We start from the raw sequence: 18,348 nt of genomic DNA, 5'->3' as shown, positions 1-18,348 counted from the left end.
AGCTAAAACAAGAACTTAGGGAATTACACTGCCTCGAGGTTTCGATATCGCAGACCCTCATAGTCGGATGATGGAGGGCACGACCCTACCGCTTAGGGTAAGCGACAGCACATGACCTCGTGTAAAAGGCAAAGCTCGATACTCTTTCAATTTGAGCTGACTGCTATAAATGCGTGGGAAGCGGCCATGGCGGAAAATGGCCGGAAGCTGAAAACAGTGCTAAAGAAATTTTAGCAAAAAAGCCCGGCAAGCGATTGAGCTTACCGGGCTTTCTATCTACATCAGTGAGGCTTGGATGGTGCGCTGTCGTCCGTCAGGTCGAGCGTACCTTGCTCACCGGCTCCTTCTGGTTGCTTCGCCTTCCGAACTTCATCTACCTCAAAGCAGAACGCGGTTTTACCAACCTCGTGTGCGAAAAGGCGTTTGCCGTTGCGGAGGGTAATGAAGGGTCTGCAAATCAAAGTCATACGGATTCTCCAAGAGAACCCGGAAGTACTTGCGACACTGCAAATGCCGCTAGTCAAGCAGGTGTTGTAAAGAGATCGATATGTACGTAGAATCTCTTCCCGAGTATGGAAACCTGACCTCCGGGTTTGTTTTCTAATTGTGCTTTGGAGTTCTGCAAAAACATCCATTGCACGGTTCAAATCGCCTGCCAATGCTGCAAACATTGGTGGGCTTTTTTGTCGATAAAAAAGCTATCGGCAATTATAATTATCCTGTCATATCATCTTGCCGTCAACCCTTCTCCTCTAATTTTCCCTTCGTTTTCAGGCCGTTGGCTCAGAAGTTGAGATTTTTTCACTCAGACGTCAAAAATTGGCTGCGCTGGGTCGCTTCGCAAGCTCACATAGTCAGCCTGCCATCTGATCAGGTTTAGCGACTGACCATAGGTCAGCGCCTCATCGGATATCACGTTGATTTCTGTCAGCTCGATCCATTCCCAAGCCTGATTCGCGCCTGTTCTGCAGCGGCTCAGAAAAAGTTCGTCGATGGCCTTTGCTGCAGCCAAGGCTGCTTCTTCCGCAGTCTCAGGATCTTCGTCGGTTTTGTAGAGAACCAAGATCGCGAGCTCGTAAAGATCGTCCGATCCTTCTCGGGTTCTCTCCGTCCCCTGATCAACGTCAAAGAACACTGCTGGAATGTGGTTCCCGGACTCTTTAAAAAGCCTGGCAAGTCGATCGGCAACCTTTGTATCTCGCAGCCTGCGGTCAAACTCGTCCGGGAACGATGATCGGCGATATCTTGCTGCTAGCCAGCGCTGGAAGATGCTTCGTTCCTGGCCGTTCATCAAGGCAGCCCGAGTCGGCTCGTAGGACACAAATGCCTTGGACGGATCCTTATGCTCCTTCTGAACCCTAACCCGCTTGCTTGCATCGAATTCGCAAAGTAAGTGCTCGTCCGTGCCAGTCAGTTCGATATGTAGGCGCCTCGCGGTTTTGCAGTGCGTATAGTTCCCATCAAGTTTGTCCGTCAGGACCTTCCCTAAAATGAGCTCCACCTCCGGTTCGCCGTATGCTAGCTGCGCAAGGTCGCAATCATGCGTGGCGACGGCTGCGATGATTTTTTCCTGGTCATCGCCGTCGATGGTGATGCCGAGCTGGGCGAGTGTTTCGCTATCGACAATATAACCTTGTCGCCACGGTGTTGATCGACTCCAGCTCACCATCAACTGCTACCTCATGCTCTGTCTTGCAAATGGGGTGAGCCGATCGACGCGAGATCTACGGCGGCCCGATTTCGAGTTTTCAGTCTCGAGTCCATTGCTGCACGTTGTGCGCCTTCCTTTTGAGCCATAGCGATGAGTTTCCCAGCTGCCTCTACACCCGACATGCCTCCGGCAACAGCTTCAAATAGAGATTTGCCGCCTGGGAGCTTCCGCTTGGCGTTCACTTGTCCTGCTAGCGGATGGGCCACGATACGATCGGCCGCTGCGGCCAGTTCGTAGAGCAGGGCTTGGTTGCCCTCTGAGATGTGCTCACCGGCTTGCCAGTTATAAATCGCCTGCCTCGAAACTCCGAAGATCAATGCCAATTCGGTCACCGCTGGTTTCAAGGTGTTGCGTACGTAAGACATAGCTTCTGCGGTTGTCCGTGGGGCAGTTGTTTGCTCATGCTTGGCGATGCCTTGAGCCGATTCTTTGTATTCCTTGCTAGCCCGGTTCTCGCGAGGTTGGGGTTGTGGTGACAAGGTTCCAAGGCATAGTGCAAAGGCAACAGTCAGGCCGTAGCCCCAAGCCAGTGCTGCGCTGCCTGCCGTGCGCTTGACCTTCTCTCGTTCGGATTCGAGATGCCGGCTTGCTGCATTAAATGATCGGTTTGCCATTCCCGGGTTTGGAGATGGCGCGTACATTGTGCTCATAGGTTAACTCCATGCTTTCCGTGCGTAGTCCGTCACAGTCGCGTTGAAGAACAGCTCAACGAGGTCGTGAAGGTGTTGAAACCTATCTTTGATTTCGGTCGAGTCGTACTTTCGGCGCTCGGAAAAACTGGCGTCGACGTCAACGGTTGCGTGCTGACCATTGAGTCCTCTGAAGCGCTCGCCAACTTTGAGCGGATCTGGCAGCAGGTCTGGTGGAAAGCGCAGTTCGCTGTTCTGGGCAACCACCCGCGAGACCACCTGCCCTATGCTTGGGATGGTGGCCGACGACTCGGCAAAAGAATGATTGTAAGTCAGTGGTTGCCCTTCGAACTGGTACATCTGGTTGAGATCGAGCGAGGCTGGTGTTCCCCACACCTCTCGAGCAAGGTACTGCTGTAAGGTTTCCCCTTCAGCAGGTACTACAGCATCGAGGTACCTCAGGCCTAAGCGCTCAAAATAAGCGAGACCGTCGACCGCTTCCTCCAGAATGCTCAAACCCCGTTCCAATTCAGCATAGAACTTCGGAAAGGTCTCGTATTCAGTGCAGCGAAACGAAAGCGCACTCGGCTCCATCAGAAAGCCTTGAGTACCTTCGAGGTTGGAGAACGTATAGCTTTCGATCTGCTGTACGCCCGGCTGGAAAGGCTGCGTGTCATCCCCGCCTGTAATAGCACCAAAAGAGAATTGCATCTGCTGAGCGCTTTTGAAATCAGGGTAACCAGCCTTGCGCATCCGCTCCTGAATAGCCGGAAGGTAAGCCTTCAGTGACAGCAGTGTGTTGTGACGCACCTGGCCGATGGTGAAGTAGACTGGGGCGTTTGCGTATTTCTTTCCCATTTCGATTACTCAGCTTGACACTTTGATTGACAGTTTACAGCTAGGTTTACACTCTAGCAAGCGGATGAGTGTCCGCTGTGTCTAGAGCTCGACATCAGCGCTCATCAAGGGGAGCTGACTGATGCCTACGCAAAAAGCCACTAGTCAAGGTCAGTTGCTTTTGGGTTGATTGCTATCGGTATCAGGTGCCACTTAGAGATTGAAAGTCCATGACGTCTGTCGGCGCTGAGCGAGCAGTCGGACGGTAAGCAGGTAATAGTAACGAGTCGCTTCACTACGCCCAGCTAGCCGATGGTCCATAAACCAAATTAGGTGTTTTCTCTGCCAGCTCCATGGCGTCTCTCGCCGCCATCGCGCTGCGATCTCGGCGCTAATAATCCTGGCTTGCCGCAAATGCCGCTGCTGCGTTGCATGCGATCCAGTCAGCACGCCACCTAGGAACATCTCCATATCAAACGCCTTACTCATGTCCGTCCTCCAATATAGGCAGCGGCAACGTCGATCCGACTGTGCCCCAGTTCTTTGCTGATCTGCATGCGAGCCTCACAGTCAAGACGCCGATCCACGGCATAGCACTGACCACCATTAACCGGCGCTTGGTGCTGGGTAATTTGCTCATAGCGCTCACAAGCAAACGCCGCCCGTAGCTCGTGAAAGCCTTTGAGGTTGTGCTTATGGAGAAAGTCCCGCGCGGGACGGACGATTTCCCGTTGGAAATCGAGGTATCTTTCATTCGGCGCAAGCAGGTTGTGGCTGCCGCGGGGTGAGACCTGTTCGGCGAATCTCAAAGCTTCGTGAATATGATCATCCACTCTGATCCAGCGAGGTGCCGAGGCACCTGAGCGCCCCCCTTTGGTGCCATCCTGGATGTTGATCTTGCCGTAGTGTTCGGACTCACGTTTTAAGCGCGGTAAGTCGGCCAAAATGGCCTCGCGCAGGCGCATTCCGGTGGCCCGCGCTAACTGAGCGATGGCCGCGGCACGAGAGTGCTGTTCGCTGAGCGTCTCGACGATTCGCATCAGGTGTTCGCGATCCTGGCCTTGTGGAGCTGTCGTGCGGATGGTGGTGCGCTGCATTCCCAGCGCTTTGCTCGGACTCGGCACTTTCACGTACTGATCACCGCGAAGCGCCGCCATGGTTCGGTTGACGCTGGACAATCGATTTTGTGCGGTGGCGATGGAGAGGTCGCCGCGATCGACCAAGTGACGCAGATGCGCCACGTAATCCGCCAAGATCTGACGATCTACCTGTCGTGCATCGTTGAGTCCTGGTCCATCGTCTGAGCGGCACCAGCGCACGAATGCCTGCCAACGATCACAGTGCGCTTTAACGGTCCCGTAGTGCCCGCCACCGAACATGTCTCTCAGCGCTTGCGGCCCGGCATAGCTCAGTTGCCGGCCATAGCCAAAATTGCGCCCATCTCGTCTGCCCACCAGCGCCATGATCAAACTCCTCTCGAAGCCAAAACTTTTAAAACTTTCCCCACGTCATCCCGCCAAGAATGTTGAGTGTTATCAGGGATCAAGGCCCCTGCGACCTGTGAGGGTTGTCCATTAACGCGGGACTGGCGGCTCCTTACGACCGGGAGCGTGGGCATCTCATGATCTGGCCTCCTGAACACTTCCGAAGAAGTGGGCGGGTGGAGGCTGTGCTGGCTGACGAAACCAACGCCGCGAGATCCTGAGTCGAGTGAAGGCAGTGATGTGATGACCGGGGCATGCCTGACTGTCAGTCAGGTTCAGTCCATTCCCTGGGCTGCGACACCATCATCTGCATCGCTGTTGCTGGTGACTTCGGTGTTTGTCACGCCGATTGTCACGAGGGGGAATGCCGCAAAGCCTTGTACGAGTTGGGCTGCAGCAGCGGTAGGAGCGCCCGTCTCTTTCCGGGAGAAAGAGACGGGCGCAGGTTGGCGCAAGGAAATGGCCAAGCGGATAGGTTGCTGCAGGGCAGCTATGAAAGGGGTGAGTTGCCGCAGTGGGCACTCTGATAGAAGTAGGCATCCATCACATCGCTGTGACTGTGCGAGCCACCGGACGCTAATCGCACTTTGGGAGAACCACCACCGTGTGGCGTAGCCTTGAAGGTTCTGGCTACCTGGGTTGCTGTCGACGACAGCGCTTTGCTCGATCTTTTCTACGCCTGTGGATAATTTGGGTCAAGGCCCCAATTTTCGGGAGTTCTGCGGCTGTGGATGAAATTATCCACCGGTGGAAATCCGTGGTTTTCCACAGACAGTTGCGTGGGCTTTAGATTTTTTAAGTGAGGTCCATCCAAACAGGGCGGCTTTGCAGCCCTGTTTGGATGGACCCGCGTGGCAGAGCAGATTGCGAGAGCCTTACGGATGTACGCTTACTTTACTGCGGCACTTTAAAAGCCAAAGTAGTGTTAGCACCGTCGGCCAAAATAACGTGTTGAGAACGTCGTGAGCGCTTGCCTGCCAGCGCCAGTACCCGAAGCTTCCAATATCGTCTCGCCGATCTACCCACTCGCCTGCACACGCAATGATGAAAACAACCAGCCAGCCAAGGTATGGCCTGAATCGTCGGGTGCCAACGATCAACGTCAAATAGACCGCCATGCCCAAATAGATATGCAGCGCGTCTTTTGACAGTCCGGTTGCCGACACAATGGCGAGCTTGATGCTTTGTGCGGTTGAGATATCCATATCAACTCCTCCTCTCTGCGCCAATGCCAGGCTTCGCCTTTATGCGAGTAACGTTATCTCCAATCTGGTTGGCGAATTCGTGTGGAGTGACATGCTCCTGTCGGTTGGCCTCCAGGTACCGACTCCACCAGTTCATGATCAGCCTGCGTTCCTCAATGAATTCGGCCTTGTGGATGTAAGCGGCGCGGACATTGTTGCGTTCCTTGTGGCTCATCTGCCGTTCAATGGCTGTCTCGGACCACAATCCTGACTCGATCAGTGCGCTGCAGGCCATCGAACGAAACCCATGTCCGCAGATATCGGTTTTGGTGTCGTATCCCATCGTCCGTAGCGCGTTGTTCACGGTGTTTTCAGACATGGGTTTCCAGGGCTTGGCATCGCCTGCAAACACCAGGTCGAATTTACCGGTGAGTGCGTGGATCTGTTCAAGCAAGGCCACTGCTTGCGGCGATAAGGGTACTAAATGGATATCCCCTGCCATCTTCGTACCCCTTGTGGAAAAGGCTACTCCCTCCAACGCGGGTCGAGTGTCCGGGATTTCCCAGACGCCGCGCTTAAGGTCGAACTCGCTCCATCGGGCGAAGCGCAGCTCGCTGGACCGTACAAACACATGGAGCGACAGCATCACCGTCAGACGGGTAAGTGCCCGGCCTTTATAGGTGTCGATCCGCTCTTGCAGTTCCGGCAGTCGCGATAAGGGTAGAGCGGGGCGATGTACCACCCGCGGGGCTTTGATCAAGCCTTCGAGGTCGTAAGCAGGGTTTGCGGTGATAAGCCGGAGTCGCTTTGCCTCGCGCATGATGCTCTGCAGGTAGTTTTGTACCCTTAAAGCAACGTCTATCGTTCCGCGCTTCTTGATCGCTTCCAAGGGCTGCATAAGGTCATGGGTGTCGAGATCAACAATGGCGCGTGCGCCGATCAGCGGGAATACGTGGGTTTTTAGGCGGCTCATCACTGTCTTGGAATGGCCTGGTGCCCACTTGGCCGACATTTCTGTGTGCCAGTCCAGCGCAACGCTTTCAAAGGTTCTGCCTTTGATCACGGCTTCCGCCTTGGCTTGGTGCTTGGTCTCTATGGGATCAATGCCATCCGCCAGCATTCGCTTGATCTCCAAGCGCTTGCGGCGCGCATCGGCGAGGCCAATGACGGGGTAGTTGCCGAACGAGGTCAGTCCTTCCCGTCCGTCAGGTTTGACGTAACGGAGCCGCCAGCCTTTGCGGCCATTGGGTTGGACTAGGAGGTAGAGGCCGTCGCCGTCGAAAAGCTTGTAGGCGCGGTCGGTGGGCTTGGCTGAGCGGCAAGCCGAATCAGAGAGTGGAGCAGTGGTGCGCGACATAAGGGTACTCCCTTTTATCGAAGTGACCTGTATCCCAAACTCTACCCTTAAAACGGTTGGAATCCACCAGTTTCTGACGGAAACCGATGGAACGCCAAAACGAAAAAACCCGCCAGAAGGCGGGTTTTTCGGGGGTTCTAGAGATTTTGAAAGCCTTCTCTGGAACCTTGTATGGTGCCGGCACCAGGAATCGAACCCGGGACCTACTGATTACAAGTCCACTCAGTAGGTCAATGGACATTGGTAAAATCCCGCTAACCTCTGATTTTAATAGTTATTTAAGGATATTTGGGCCAGGTATCCGTCTGCAACGTGGACACTTTGTGGACACTTCAACCCGTCATTGTCTGCACAGGTCTTCAATCCTTTTCACTCCGTGCAATCGCTGGCCCCTGCTCATGGCCCAGGCCGGGCCTGCCCTGGGCGGTGATTGACCTATCAGCCAGGTTTGCAAAAAAAATTCACGCAAGGTGCGTCGGCGGGAGGGGGATAAGTGATTTTTCCGGCCGATTTTTTTCCCCGCCGGCGTTTTTTGGCCGCCGCCGCAGGCTGCCAGGTCAGATCAGCGCATTTCATCGTCTCGCAGTGGGTACGAGGGCCAATCCCGATATACTGTATGCTCATACAGTTAATTTCTGATGGGTAGGTCCCCTCGATGAACCAGGAGCACGCAATGAAAGTCACTTGCGCGGTGGACTCGCTCCCGGCCTGGCTGGAGCTACTACTGGATCAGGACGCACTGTTGGCTTGTCCTGGTGCTCACCACAAGGCATTGGTCAGTGGCGCCCATGCGCTCCACCGGGCACAGCTTGTCGATCGCGACGGCCTAAGTGATCTCCTGGAGCAGGCAGATGGAGCCCTGGCATACGCAATTGAAGCGCTGCTTGATCAACCAAGTGTGGAGTAGGAGGGGTTCACCATGCACATGCTGGTTACTCCTATGCGCCGCAAGGGCATGGCCCTGGGTGAGAAGGAACGCCGAGCACTGAGGCCGTTGAAAGGCGATGTGAATGTACGCTGTGAGGAAGACAAGAGGATGGGCCGCAGTTCAAACGTCGCCAGCTTGCGGACCGGTATGCCCATGGAGCCAGACCTGCTACCGCAGCTCGTTGACGCAACGCTAACCAGGATGGCCACCCACGGGTTCGTCCTGAGCGGTATCGAGTTCATCGACGGATGTGCTTATGCACAGTCCTGGTGGTGTCGGATCGTATAGCGAAAAAAGAAGAAGGGGGCCGAAGCCCCCATCTTTGTAGCACTAACTCACTGGAAACAGTCGGTATAACTTAGTCAGCCAGTATGCTGTCTGCAGGAGCCGGATAAGCTCCTCGTGGAAACGGCGAATGCTCAGGTTCTGTATATACATCGTTGATACCTCATCGGTCAGTTCATGATTGGACTGAGCCAAGTCCTAAGAACATTCCCGCCAAACTTTCCACGCAACAAAGAATCGAACGATTAGACCGAACATAGCCCCAACAGTCAGGGAAATGCGCTGGCGAACGGCTTTGATGACGACTGGTACGGTTGACGAGCAAGTTACTTGACCATAGGCTTCAACGTGGAGGTAGGAAGGCTATGGGGATTGGCTCAGTGCCAGCACAATATGACCGCAGAGCGGGCATCGTGCAACCCATGCCCTTGCTGCTGGAGGACCCACCACTGCGTGGGTCCTCCTTTTTTCTGAGAGCCGAAATTATCATTCTGACACGAGGACCCCCTATTCAAGGGGGGGGAATACCGTGATGCTTATCAAAATGACAATCAGCCGCTAATCACTTCTTCCGCCAACCGCCACTGTCGCCGGCGACATCTTTCAGACGAGTGGTATCACGGTATCAATCCCCACTCGCTCGTTGGACAGAAAGTTCAACTAATAGTGGAATACGGCCGCCCCCTTCTCTTGAGGTTATGATTCGTGAACCGAGACTTTTCCACTATCAGTTGAATAGCGCGATGCGCGCTAAGTTGAATAGCGCGATACGCGCTATAAGTTCAGAGCGTAACGGATTTAAGTTTAAGGCTCAGTTGTTTCGATTCAGCAGCCTTCTCTGTGAAGACAACGGCATTCCCCGGTGGTGGCGTTGGTCCGTGGGTGTGGCTGGCCAGCTGCGTGTTCATCTGCTCCACCAGGTCGAGCAGATCGCACAGCACCTGCAGCACGTTGACCCCTTCCGACCCGAGCCAGGTCCTGGGCGACTGCAGGCTCTGACTGATCGCGGCAACGCTCTTGCGCGTGCCCTGGATCTGCTCCTGCATGTCGCCGCCGATCGTCGCGTTGTGCTTCTGGCCGACGACCAGGTTCAGGTCCCGGCCGGTGGCCTGGTGCAGATCGTCGATCGCTGCCAGGCTCGCAGATCCACCCGACAGCAGCTTCATGGCGCCCAGCGCCTCGATCTTCTTGATGCCGCCGACGCTCTCGGTGGAGTGGTCGTCGATCGTCCTGGTGCAGCTCTGGAACTGCTCGGTGTTCTCCAGGGCCTCAACCTTCCGCTCGATCGCCTTGTCCTCGATCTTTCCATCGGTCTGGCGCAGCCAGTTGCCGTCCGCGTCGACGCGCTGCTGGCAGGCCTCGCTGTGCTGCCACACCTGGTCGCCCTTGGGTACCCGGGGCAGGCTCAGGCCGTGCGGCAGGATCTGCGTGATAAAGGGCTTGTGAGGCAGGCCGTAGGCGAAGCTGACCACCACCGTGGTGCCCTCCTCGGGAAAGCCGAACATTCCCGCTTCCTGGCCGCCCATCGGCGCCGGCAGCGGTAGGCCGGTTAGGATCGGCAGCGCCGGATCCGGCTCGCCGTCCGGCAGCAGCACCTCGACGTCAACGCCGAAGCGCGGCCGGAAGTCATCACACAGACCTGGTGCTGCCGGCGCATCCGGTACCGCGACCACACGGCCAAAGCGCGGCAGGTGGTAGCCACCGGTCAATTCGGGAAATTGTCGCTCTACGCTGCGACGGATTGCGTCGTCCATTTGATGGCCATCTGATTACCGGCCAGGGCCACACTGGTGATCCGCTCGCCTTGGTTGAAGGTTGCACCAGGACGCAGCCCGGGGAGAGCTGCAATCACTGCGCTGTGATTGCCCTGGTAGCCGTCGAACAGCTCGACCGGCAACTGCAGCGCAGGGCGTGTACCGAAGAAGCTGTCGGCCCAACTGCCGACGAACACCTCTCCGTCACCCTGCTGCTGCCAGATCGGGTCAGGGATGCTGAACACGCTCGCCAGGCTGTCCATGGCCAGATACCCCGAGGCCAGGCCGTAGAAGTACGGCGCCTTGACCTTGGCATAGGGCTTGTCCGGAACCCGGAAGCGCAGGCCGGTCTGCGTGCTAATCTCCTCGAGCACGCCCTGCAGATCGACGTGGCGCAGGTTGAGCGGCAGCGGCTGGGCCAGGACTGATGCAAGCTCGCGGCAGACCAGGACCTGCTGAACACTGTTCACCGCCGTCGAGCGCTCGACGTAGCCGAGGAAATGGCGCTGCAACGTGCTGTCGTTGTAGCCGATATCGAACGTGACCAGGCCCTTGGCCGGCGCGCCGGCCTGCACCGTGAATGTCGCCCGGCCGGGGCTCTTGAGATCAAGCCGCACGTCATCTGTGATCAACGGGTACACGGTGCCGCCGATCGTCAGGACCTTGTTCAGCTTCATGACTGCGCACCAGGTGCCAGGTAGTCATCCACCTTTTTCAGGACCTTTTCGAAGCCAGTCAGCTCCTGGCCGGCCTCGCCGTCCTTGCCACCGACGCCCTGGCCTGATGCGGACTGGGCGTTGACGTCGCTGGTTCCCTTGCGCTGCTCGGCCTTCTCCGGGTTGGAGAGCCGTTCGGACAGGGTGAACTGCACCAGCCAGGCCGCCAGGTTGTCGTCTTCCCGAGCGTTGACCCCATCCGAAAACTGCACTTCACGGATGCCGAACGCGGCCGCGCTGTCGTTGACGATGCGATACAGCTTGAGCTTCCCGCCGGCGCCGGTCGCCTCGGCAAGGCGCATCAAGGCCCGGAGCTGGTCCTGGTCCTTGAATGCGATCATCATCGAAACCGCCAACGTCTTGGGCTTGAAGCCCTTGTGAGCGGTGTCCGTGTTGCTGGTCTGTCCCGACAGATCCTCGCTTTCAATGCGCAGGCTTGCGGTGACCTTCATGCGGTTGCCACGGATCTCCTGGCCATCGAGTAACAGAGTCATAGGCCGACCAGCTCCCGCACAAAGCTCAAGCCCTGGAGCGATCCAACCAGGAGCACGCCGGCGGACAGCACGTACTCATGACCTGGTGCATCACCGTCCAGGAGTTGGCGGCTCAGCTCGCCGCTGTCGCCCGGGCCAATCACCCGAGCCCGCATGCTGTGATCGATATCCCCGCCGGTCAGCAGGGCCTTCAGGTCATTCAACTGCTGGTCGCGGGCCTGGGCCTGGGCAGCCTTGCGCCCAGCCAGCGCCGCGAGGTCGCCCATGGGCGAGCTGTCGGCGTAACTCTCCAGCGCTGCGAGCTGGCCGGCCATGGACTGCTTGGCCACCTTCAACAAGGTGCAGCGCTCCAGGGGCAGCTCTGCCCAGCGCGGCAGTGGCCCAGCGGTGGGGATCTCCCACTTTTCAGCCTCCAGCGTCGACAGGTTGCGCGCTCGCCGCTCAGTTCGCACCAGGTCAGGAATCGGCAACAAGGCATTGAAGCGCGAAAGCGTGTCAGCGAGCTGAGCGTATGTGGTGCCCAGAAACATCAGTGACACCGCGTACTGTGGCCCGGCCGGCACGCCGGCATCGGTCTTGTCGATGAGTTTGGCGGCGAGCTGCTGCAGCAGATTTGGGGCAGACAGGTAACGCTGATTGCCCTGGCCCTGGCCGACACCGCTCTGGAACGGCGTAACAGCCAAGCATGCAGGCGCTTCGCCGAGTTGGCCGGCCAGTGCTGAACGACCTGATGCGACAGCCGCGGCTGCAGCATTGCCCACCGGCCCGGGGTTCGTGCTGGCCAGACCATCGAGTCCGGCCAGGCGCTGGGCTGTGCTCTCCAGCTCGCCCCTGGCGAGGCCCTGGGCGTTGGCCAAGTCGGCCATCCAGGCCGTGGACTCGGTCGGCCAGCGCATTACTACCGGGGCCCAGGTATCAGTCACGGGACAGCTCCAAGGTCGGTAGCTCGGACAGGAGCTGGTCAAGGGGCGGGAGTTGACGGGCACCAGCGGTCACTACGTCCAACTGCGTATAGAACGAGTTCCAGCACGCCGAGCGCCAAGCCCGGAAGGCCTGGCCTTCGGCCTGAAACTTCGGTACCGCCGGTTCTTCTGCGTAGGTCACCGCATTGTTGATGTTGTCATAGCCCCACTGGATGGCAGTGCTGTCCAGCAGGTTCTGGACCGCACTGGTGTACTGGGCAATTAGTTTCTGCAGAGTGGCCTGGGGTGTTTCCTGCAGCTCCGGCGCGCCCTGTGCGCTGATGCTGATCGTCAGCCCTTTAGAAAGGCCATCAAGCAGTACCAGGTACTCGCTGCGAGTGATCTGCACCGCGTCCGCAGGGATCGAGCTATGGACGGTCGGATCGTAGAAACCGCCGGTTGATTGGCTGAACTTCATCGTTTCTCCTCAATAGCCCAGGGCGAACCAGTGGTAGCCCAGTGACGGCATGTTGGTGGCGTAACCGTTCAATCGAAACTGAATGTTGTTGACCTTCTGGGCGCCAGCGGTCACATAGTCACCGTTCACGGACTTCGCACCGTCGCCCGTGGCCGAGACGTTCAAGTTGCTGGAAGGAAAGGCGATCGGGAATGTCACCAAGGCTGTTAGGTCGTCCAGAGACCCCTGGTAGTAGCCCCACTGGATAATCAAGCCGCCCATCCAACTGGGTAGGGCCATGTAGCCGTTGGTGGCCAGACTGATTGCGAATCCAAAGCGCAGCTTTTTTGGCGTGATGTATGCCGTGTCATCGGTGCCGGCGTTCGTCTGTGACTGTGTGGCCACCTTCGCGCCGCCAGCGACTGCCTCGGTGGCTTGGGTTGCCGTCGCAGTCAGCGTGACGTCACCAGAACCGTCTAGGTCGACCGAGCCGGTCATGGCACCACCGAGGGTGATCTTGCGAGCGACGGCCCACTTCGCCGCCTTACCGACCACCGTGGCGCCGGAAATGATGTTCGCGATACCGGTCCAGATCAGGACCGACGCGGCCTTGACGGCTTTGGTGGTGGCTAGAATGGTGCTGCTGTTCGTGTCCTGGTCGTCACTGATTGCGTTTGGGATGTTGCCCAGCTTCACATCTTCCTTGGTAGTCGCCTGGGCACGTAGATCCGGGTAAGTGCCATTCTTGAGCGCGAAGGCGGTCAGCAGCGGGCTGCTGGCCTCGAAAACAACGCGTGAGTCAACCAGCGTATTGGCGTCTACCAACTGCGCCACAATCACGCTGTAGTGCGTAATGCCATTAGCGTCGACGTAGTCCGCTCGGGGCGGATTGCCGTAAACGACCTGCAGGGTCGTGACCACATCATTCAATTGTCGCTGCAGGCTGACATCCAGCCAGGCATAGGTCGGAAAACTCGGCGGTGCAGCTACGGGCATGGCTGCAGACAGCTCCACGCGGAGCCCTTCCACGTACGCGATCCCGGGCTTGAGCTGGTAAGCGCTCCCGACCTTTTCCATCAGCAGGCCAGAGTTCAGGCAGAGCCGGCGGCCGTATAGGTCGCGGTTCGCTTTGCGTGCACGCTCATCGATGCCGGCCAAGCGCACGGTGAAGTCGTGTTGCCAGGTGTGTGCATCGATCGTCAACCCGGTCAGCACCTGGGCTCCGTCGAACACGACCAGGAAGTTCCGGGTCAGATTGTTGCCGATCTGCAGCGGTGGGATGTTTCGACGCTTTTGCTGCAGGGGCACGTAGGCCACGGCAAACAGCACACCCTCGGCCGACTCCAGGCCGATCCAGTTGAAATCCCAGTCACCGACATCCGAGCCTACCTGCAGGCTGTACACGACCTGGTTTGGGTTCACATACCCGGCCGCCGGGATATCCGCGCTGTAGACGATCTGGGCCGCTGCTGGTTTGGCGGCGGTGCGGTCCACCGGGGCGGTAGGATCCAGCCCGGGAACATTGGCGAAGATGAACCGCTGAATGACCAGGTTCTGCTGGGCGGCTTGTTTCTGGGCAATCAGGCTTTCGCCTGCGACGGTGATACTGGCTCCCATCGTGGGCTCCTACAGGCTGGCGACCAGTGTCTGCTGGTCGTCGTTGAAATCGACCAGGGCGACGCCCATGGCCAGGGGGGTGATGGTCACGAAGTCATAGCGGCGGCATGTGCGGCCGTACTGCTGGATCAGGACGCGCAGCAGCTCGGGGTTCTCGGCCAACTGCATGTTGCTCAACTGCAGCAGCACAACGTCCCAGTCTCGGTCTGGATCGCGCTCCTGGATCTCGACGTAACCGACGCCAAGGCGCTGCAGGATGCGGTTCATGCCGGCGGTGCTGCCGGCGTCCACAGCGTTGATAAAGGCGTACTTGACCCGCGACCGGTACAGATTTTCGGGCTCGCCCTTGAATCGGGTGATGTCCCGCTGCCAGGCCAGCAGATCGAGCACGACCAGGTGGCAGGTGTCAGCGTCGAGCTGCAGGAGCGGCCAGCGCAGCCAACCCTCGACCTTCTCCCAGTAGGCCTGGGCGGCGTCCTTGATCTTTGTCAGCTCGGTACCGGCGAGCCAGAACTTCAGATCGAGCTTAATCATGGCGCTCGACCTCCAGGCTCCGGATCCGGGGGATCGTCAGTTCGGACACGATGTCGTCATTGCCGAAGCGCAGCGACTCGATGCCGGCGAACTGCTGGTGAAGCTCTTCGCCGAGGCGGCTGAACGAGAACCGCGACTGGGGAAAGGTCAACGTCGGGGCGTAGTCGGTGCTCTCTCGGAACGCGGCCCTGATGAACAGCTCTACGTCCGCCTCCAGCTTGTCCCGTTGCTCGCTGGTCAGCGTCGATCGGGGCCACAGTTGCACGACCAGGTCGTGCAACGTCTCCGGCATGGCGAGCACCAGGAGGTCATCGCCGTGGCCGTGATTGCCGCCGTCGCGGATATAGGCGTTGATCTGCTCCAGGTACGTCGCCGCCGGCACATCGGCATCGAACAGGACATAGGCATTGGCGGTGGCGGGCCCGCGCGGGGCTCCATGTAAGAAATACACGCCATCCGGCCGGACGCCCGGGAACTCGGTGATCATGGCCCGGTAGGCCGCATCGGTGTGCCACCGGTTCACGGCGGAGAACTGGTTGCGCACCCGCAAACGCAGTTCCTCGTCCGGCTCAGGGTCTGCACCAGGAGTAGCCAGCCAGCCGTCGTTGTTCACGACCTGGGCAATACCGGGGACCGGTGTTGGCAGGATCGCGTAGTAACCCGGGGCCAGGTTGTAGCCGGCACCGGTGTCGATCGCCTCGACCGGGATCTCCAACTGCATCAAGCCGTCGCTGAACAATCCTGCAGCCGTGGTGACCACCTGGTAGACGCGGTCGTTGATCGTGGCTGACTGGACCACCGTTCCGGCCGTGACCTCCAGCGTGCCGCCGGCGGCGGTGCGAGTGAACAGTACCTGGCCGGTGGCCTTGGTGGCGCCTTTGCGCTCGATCGCCACAGCCCAGGCCAACATCTCCAGCCAGGTGCCGGTCGCGGTCTTGACGAAAAAGTTGGGCAGCACGGTGCCGGCGAGGAACTGCAGGATCCATAGCACCGGCTTGGTGATCAGTGCAGTCACTACCCGCCAGAACGGCGAATAGGCGCTGGTATTGCTGACTTTGGCGCCCTGGGCGACCACCTCAGCCTCCCACGCCTGGCGCAGGCCGGCCTCAGTGGTCGGAATGCCGGCGTCACTCAACGCCTGGTTGAAGTCCACGTTACTCACAGCGTTACCTCAATCGTGCCAAATTTCAGGGTTTTCGCCGCAACCAGGTACTGCCCGGGCTGCAACTGGGTGATCTGTGCGCTACCAGGAACAAGGCGTTCGTCCGACTCGACCAGGAGTTCCAGTTGCTGGATGCAGTCGCGCTGCCGGAGTCGGTCGCGCTCTGCGACCAGCGTCACCAGCAGCCCGCTGTCGCGGATCATGTGTGCGATGTCCTGGGCGATACAGGCGCGGTCGTCGACCAGGAGCGGCTGCCGGGACAGATCCAGAACCAGGTCGTTGTCCTGGATCAGCAGATCGATGTACTCGCTCATCCCGGTACCGCCATGGCCATCATGTTTTCGAGTTCCAACGGGGTCATGGGCTTGGCCGTGTGGATGTTCATGTTCTCCACGTGCGTGCCCTTGTTGTTGCTGGTGTTCGTGTTCTGGATGCTGGTCAGCAGCCCGCCAGGAGGAACCGCTGCAGGCCGGGCAGGAGAGATCGATGGAATGGCCGCATTAATGGTCTGCTGGGCCTTCTGCGCCGAGGCGGCGACGTCTGCAGCATTGCCGACCTGCTCGCCGCCGGGGATCTGTGGCAGATCGCCCATGCGCGCCTCGATGTTCACCCCGGGAATCATGTTGATCATCTCGATCAGGCCGTTGATTGCCTTGTTGAACACGCCGACGATCGCGTCCCAGGCGCCCTTGGCCATCCCGGCCCAGCCACCCATGCCGTCGAACCAGGCGGTCAGCACCTGCAGCTTTTCCATGACCCACTTAAAGGCCTCGGTGTTCATCAGGGCCGAGGTCCACTCGTCCCAGTACACCACTGCCGCCGCGACGAGCCCCACCAGGAGCGCGATGCCCACGACCACGGCGCCGATCGGGTTGGCAGTCAGCGCGACGTTGACCAGCCAGATCACGCCTTGCCAAGCGAGCATGGCGCCGCGAACGATCGCCAGCGTCGACCGGAACAGCAGCAGGCCGCCGACATACAGGCCGAGAGCAGCCGCCTGCAGGAGAAACCCGGCGATCGTGCGCAGGTGCAGCATCTGCACCACTTTCCAGACCGTGATCAAGCCAAGCCATGTCACCCGGGCAACCCCCACTGCAAACGTGAGCAGCGACATGGCAGCGATGATGCCGAGGATGGTCAACGTGGTGATGCCGACGACACGGGTGATGTTCGGGAACATCTGCGTCCAGCGCATCAGCACCTTGCCGGTGTCGACGAGCTTCTGCATGACGGGCGTGATTGAGGGCAGCAGGACCTGGCCAAACAGAATCCGCATGCCCTCGACGAGCGACGTCCACTGCTGCCAGGGGTCGACCATCATCTTGGCCATGTTCTCGGCGTTCTCCAGACCGCGCACGTTGCCGAGGCGGTCCATGCCGTTCTTCAGTCGATCGGTATCGGCGATCAGCGAGCTGATCAATCGGGCCGCTTCACCGCCGAAGGCGTCCCGCAGCTTGTTACCGTTGGCCTCGATCGACAGATCCCCGAACTTGCCCTTTAGCTTTTCCAGGATATCGAGCATCGGCAGCAACTTGCCCTGGGTGTCAACGAACTTCATCCCCAGCTTTTCGGACGCGCCGGAAATGTTCTCGAAAAAGGACTTGTAGAGCCCGCCCGCTTCGCCACCGTCCATGGTGCTGCCGAGCGTGCCTAGGACTGCCATCTGCTCGGCCAGGCTGACCCCGGCGGTGCTGGCCAGGCCGCCAGCGGCCTTGAACGCCTCGCCGATCTGGTCACCGCTTGTCCGGAACAACTGCACGGCCGTGGCTGTCTGCCCGGCCAGCTTTTCGACCCATTCACCTCGACCCATGGCATCAGCCTGGCCTTTGAACAGGTTGTACATGGTGCCCACGTACTCGCCCATGGTATCGGCATCGGCCTTGGTGGCCTTGGCCAGCAGGTTGCTGGCGTTGGTGAAGGTCGCCAACTGGTTGCCGGTCAGCCCCTTGATCGCGCCCTCAATGCTGTAGGCCGAGGCGACGAACTCCTGGGCGTTCTGCCCGTAGTTCACTGAAAACTCCAGGGCCTTGGCGTTCAGGGCAGTCAGGGCATCTTCGGCGGCACCGAGGGAGCGCACATCGCCGATCGCCCGGTTCATCTCCAGGGCAGGCTCCAGCGACTCGCTGATCCCCCAGAAAGCGCCGGTCAGGCCGCCCAGGCCGGCGCCCATCTGGATGATGCCCTTCTGGCTCTTCTCGGCCAGGTCGGCAAACCCCATTTTCACCTTGCCCAGGGGCGCGGTGATTTTGTCGGTCAAGGCGAGGATGAAGTCGAGGCGGGAGCTGCGATCAGCCATG

19 protein-coding genes are annotated in these 18,348 nt (G+C 58.9%); 1 reads left to right on the top strand and 18 read right to left on the bottom strand.

Features of this window, described 5'->3' with window-relative positions; genetic code table 11:
- Nucleotides 1–281: 281 nt before the first annotated feature.
- From AC6I6U_RS01960 to AC6I6U_RS01925, 8 genes are all read right to left on the bottom strand, one after another.
- Complete coding sequence (locus tag AC6I6U_RS01960) at nucleotides 282–467, bottom strand: hypothetical protein (RefSeq protein ID WP_038445250.1); 186 nt, start codon at nucleotides 465–467, stop codon at nucleotides 282–284.
- Nucleotides 468–805: 338 nt separating this feature from the next.
- A complete protein-coding gene (locus AC6I6U_RS01955) occupies nucleotides 806–1,669 on the bottom strand; it encodes a hypothetical protein (RefSeq protein WP_014336076.1) in 864 nt (287 codons plus the stop codon).
- An 11-nt stretch (nucleotides 1,670–1,680) separates the two neighbouring features.
- A complete protein-coding gene (locus AC6I6U_RS01950; protein ID WP_038445253.1) occupies nucleotides 1,681–2,361 on the bottom strand; it encodes a hypothetical protein in 681 nt (226 codons plus the stop codon).
- A gap of 3 nt (nucleotides 2,362–2,364) precedes the next feature.
- Nucleotides 2,365–3,198 carry a TIGR04255 family protein gene (locus tag AC6I6U_RS01945; RefSeq protein WP_014336078.1) on the bottom strand — a complete coding sequence of 278 codons (834 nt, stop codon included), beginning with the start codon at nucleotides 3,196–3,198 and terminating at the stop codon, nucleotides 2,365–2,367.
- Nucleotides 3,199–3,390: 192 nt separating this feature from the next.
- Nucleotides 3,391–3,666, bottom strand: coding sequence for a hypothetical protein (locus AC6I6U_RS01940; RefSeq protein WP_304628923.1), 276 nt, complete (start codon nucleotides 3,664–3,666; stop codon nucleotides 3,391–3,393).
- Nucleotides 3,663–4,640: an integrase domain-containing protein gene (locus AC6I6U_RS01935; protein WP_497880401.1), complete on the bottom strand. Its 978-nt coding sequence runs from the start codon at nucleotides 4,638–4,640 to the stop codon at nucleotides 3,663–3,665. The genes AC6I6U_RS01940 and AC6I6U_RS01935 overlap by 4 nt, the downstream gene beginning before the upstream one ends.
- 896 nt (nucleotides 4,641–5,536) lie before the next feature.
- The gene (locus AC6I6U_RS01930; RefSeq protein ID WP_038445259.1) at nucleotides 5,537–5,866 is read right to left on the bottom strand and encodes a hypothetical protein; all 330 of its coding nucleotides are present in this window, start codon (nucleotides 5,864–5,866) and stop codon (nucleotides 5,537–5,539) included.
- A 1-nt stretch (nucleotide 5,867) separates the two neighbouring features.
- On the bottom strand, nucleotides 5,868–7,202 hold the full coding sequence (locus tag AC6I6U_RS01925) for a tyrosine-type recombinase/integrase (protein ID WP_304628922.1): 1,335 nt from the start codon (nucleotides 7,200–7,202) through the stop codon (nucleotides 5,868–5,870).
- A gap of 673 nt (nucleotides 7,203–7,875) precedes the next feature.
- Between AC6I6U_RS01925 and AC6I6U_RS01920 the strand changes: the two genes are divergently transcribed.
- The gene (locus tag AC6I6U_RS01920; protein WP_497880400.1) at nucleotides 7,876–8,109 is read left to right on the top strand and encodes a hypothetical protein; all 234 of its coding nucleotides are present in this window, start codon (nucleotides 7,876–7,878) and stop codon (nucleotides 8,107–8,109) included.
- Nucleotides 8,110–9,197: 1,088 nt separating this feature from the next.
- Here AC6I6U_RS01920 and AC6I6U_RS01915 read toward each other — a convergent pair.
- Genes AC6I6U_RS01915 through AC6I6U_RS01870 form a run of 10 tightly spaced genes read right to left on the bottom strand, consistent with a single transcriptional unit; the run spans nucleotide 9,198 to nucleotide 18,347 of the window.
- Nucleotides 9,198–10,169 (bottom strand): hypothetical protein, encoded by a 972-nt coding sequence (locus AC6I6U_RS01915; protein WP_497880399.1) that lies wholly within the window; start codon nucleotides 10,167–10,169, stop codon nucleotides 9,198–9,200.
- Complete coding sequence (locus tag AC6I6U_RS01910) at nucleotides 10,142–10,846, bottom strand: hypothetical protein (protein ID WP_497880398.1); 705 nt, start codon at nucleotides 10,844–10,846, stop codon at nucleotides 10,142–10,144. The genes AC6I6U_RS01915 and AC6I6U_RS01910 overlap by 28 nt, the downstream gene beginning before the upstream one ends.
- A complete protein-coding gene (locus tag AC6I6U_RS01905) occupies nucleotides 10,843–11,379 on the bottom strand; it encodes a baseplate complex protein (RefSeq protein ID WP_497880397.1) in 537 nt (178 codons plus the stop codon). The genes AC6I6U_RS01910 and AC6I6U_RS01905 overlap by 4 nt, the downstream gene beginning before the upstream one ends.
- Nucleotides 11,376–12,275, bottom strand: a complete 900-nt coding sequence (locus AC6I6U_RS01900; protein WP_497882966.1) for a hypothetical protein — start codon at nucleotides 12,273–12,275, stop codon at nucleotides 11,376–11,378. Before AC6I6U_RS01900 ends, AC6I6U_RS01905 begins: the two co-directional genes overlap by 4 nt.
- A 19-nt stretch (nucleotides 12,276–12,294) precedes the next feature.
- A complete protein-coding gene (locus AC6I6U_RS01895) occupies nucleotides 12,295–12,759 on the bottom strand; it encodes a hypothetical protein (RefSeq protein ID WP_497880396.1) in 465 nt (154 codons plus the stop codon).
- A gap of 9 nt (nucleotides 12,760–12,768) precedes the next feature.
- Nucleotides 12,769–14,355, bottom strand: a complete 1,587-nt coding sequence (locus AC6I6U_RS01890; protein WP_497880395.1) for a phage tail protein — start codon at nucleotides 14,353–14,355, stop codon at nucleotides 12,769–12,771.
- 9 nt (nucleotides 14,356–14,364) lie between these two features.
- The gene (locus tag AC6I6U_RS01885; RefSeq protein ID WP_497880394.1) at nucleotides 14,365–14,889 is read right to left on the bottom strand and encodes a phage tail protein; all 525 of its coding nucleotides are present in this window, start codon (nucleotides 14,887–14,889) and stop codon (nucleotides 14,365–14,367) included.
- Nucleotides 14,882–16,051: a baseplate J/gp47 family protein gene (locus AC6I6U_RS01880; protein ID WP_497880393.1), complete on the bottom strand. Its 1,170-nt coding sequence runs from the start codon at nucleotides 16,049–16,051 to the stop codon at nucleotides 14,882–14,884. The genes AC6I6U_RS01885 and AC6I6U_RS01880 overlap by 8 nt, the downstream gene beginning before the upstream one ends.
- A complete protein-coding gene (locus AC6I6U_RS01875; protein WP_497880392.1) occupies nucleotides 16,048–16,365 on the bottom strand; it encodes a DUF2590 family protein in 318 nt (105 codons plus the stop codon). The genes AC6I6U_RS01880 and AC6I6U_RS01875 overlap by 4 nt, the downstream gene beginning before the upstream one ends.
- Nucleotides 16,362–18,347: a phage tail tape measure protein gene (locus tag AC6I6U_RS01870; protein WP_497880391.1), complete on the bottom strand. Its 1,986-nt coding sequence runs from the start codon at nucleotides 18,345–18,347 to the stop codon at nucleotides 16,362–16,364. The genes AC6I6U_RS01875 and AC6I6U_RS01870 overlap by 4 nt, the downstream gene beginning before the upstream one ends.
- Nucleotide 18,348 lies beyond the last annotated feature (1 nt).

Source organism: Pseudomonas sp. UTLPPB19802, assembly GCF_059730225.1.
Note: the sequence above shows the minus strand (reverse complement) of the source record. Positions and strands in the feature narration are given on the sequence as shown.

Excerpts from the sequence above, each read along its gene's own strand:
- AC6I6U_RS01960 (WP_038445250.1), bottom strand. The coding sequence starts at position 467 with ATGACTTTGATTTGCAGACCCTTCATTACCCTCCGCAACGGCAAACGC.
- AC6I6U_RS01955 (WP_014336076.1), bottom strand. The coding sequence starts at position 1,669 with ATGGTGAGCTGGAGTCGATCAACACCGTGGCGACAAGGTTATATTGTC.
- AC6I6U_RS01950 (WP_038445253.1), bottom strand. The coding sequence starts at position 2,361 with ATGAGCACAATGTACGCGCCATCTCCAAACCCGGGAATGGCAAACCGA.
- AC6I6U_RS01945 (WP_014336078.1), bottom strand. The coding sequence starts at position 3,198 with ATGGGAAAGAAATACGCAAACGCCCCAGTCTACTTCACCATCGGCCAG.
- AC6I6U_RS01940 (WP_304628923.1), bottom strand. The coding sequence starts at position 3,666 with ATGAGTAAGGCGTTTGATATGGAGATGTTCCTAGGTGGCGTGCTGACT.
- AC6I6U_RS01935 (WP_497880401.1), bottom strand. The coding sequence starts at position 4,640 with ATGGCGCTGGTGGGCAGACGAGATGGGCGCAATTTTGGCTATGGCCGG.
- AC6I6U_RS01930 (WP_038445259.1), bottom strand. The coding sequence starts at position 5,866 with ATGGATATCTCAACCGCACAAAGCATCAAGCTCGCCATTGTGTCGGCA.
- AC6I6U_RS01925 (WP_304628922.1), bottom strand. The coding sequence starts at position 7,202 with ATGTCGCGCACCACTGCTCCACTCTCTGATTCGGCTTGCCGCTCAGCC.
- AC6I6U_RS01920 (WP_497880400.1), top strand. The coding sequence starts at position 7,876 with ATGAAAGTCACTTGCGCGGTGGACTCGCTCCCGGCCTGGCTGGAGCTA.
- AC6I6U_RS01915 (WP_497880399.1), bottom strand. The coding sequence starts at position 10,169 with ATGGACGACGCAATCCGTCGCAGCGTAGAGCGACAATTTCCCGAATTG.
- AC6I6U_RS01910 (WP_497880398.1), bottom strand. The coding sequence starts at position 10,846 with ATGAAGCTGAACAAGGTCCTGACGATCGGCGGCACCGTGTACCCGTTG.
- AC6I6U_RS01905 (WP_497880397.1), bottom strand. The coding sequence starts at position 11,379 with ATGACTCTGTTACTCGATGGCCAGGAGATCCGTGGCAACCGCATGAAG.
- AC6I6U_RS01900 (WP_497882966.1), bottom strand. The coding sequence starts at position 12,275 with ATGCGCTGGCCGACCGAGTCCACGGCCTGGATGGCCGACTTGGCCAAC.
- AC6I6U_RS01895 (WP_497880396.1), bottom strand. The coding sequence starts at position 12,759 with ATGAAGTTCAGCCAATCAACCGGCGGTTTCTACGATCCGACCGTCCAT.
- AC6I6U_RS01890 (WP_497880395.1), bottom strand. The coding sequence starts at position 14,355 with ATGGGAGCCAGTATCACCGTCGCAGGCGAAAGCCTGATTGCCCAGAAA.
- AC6I6U_RS01885 (WP_497880394.1), bottom strand. The coding sequence starts at position 14,889 with ATGATTAAGCTCGATCTGAAGTTCTGGCTCGCCGGTACCGAGCTGACA.
- AC6I6U_RS01875 (WP_497880392.1), bottom strand. The coding sequence starts at position 16,365 with ATGAGCGAGTACATCGATCTGCTGATCCAGGACAACGACCTGGTTCTG.
- AC6I6U_RS01870 (WP_497880391.1), bottom strand. The coding sequence starts at position 18,347 with ATGGCTGATCGCAGCTCCCGCCTCGACTTCATCCTCGCCTTGACCGAC.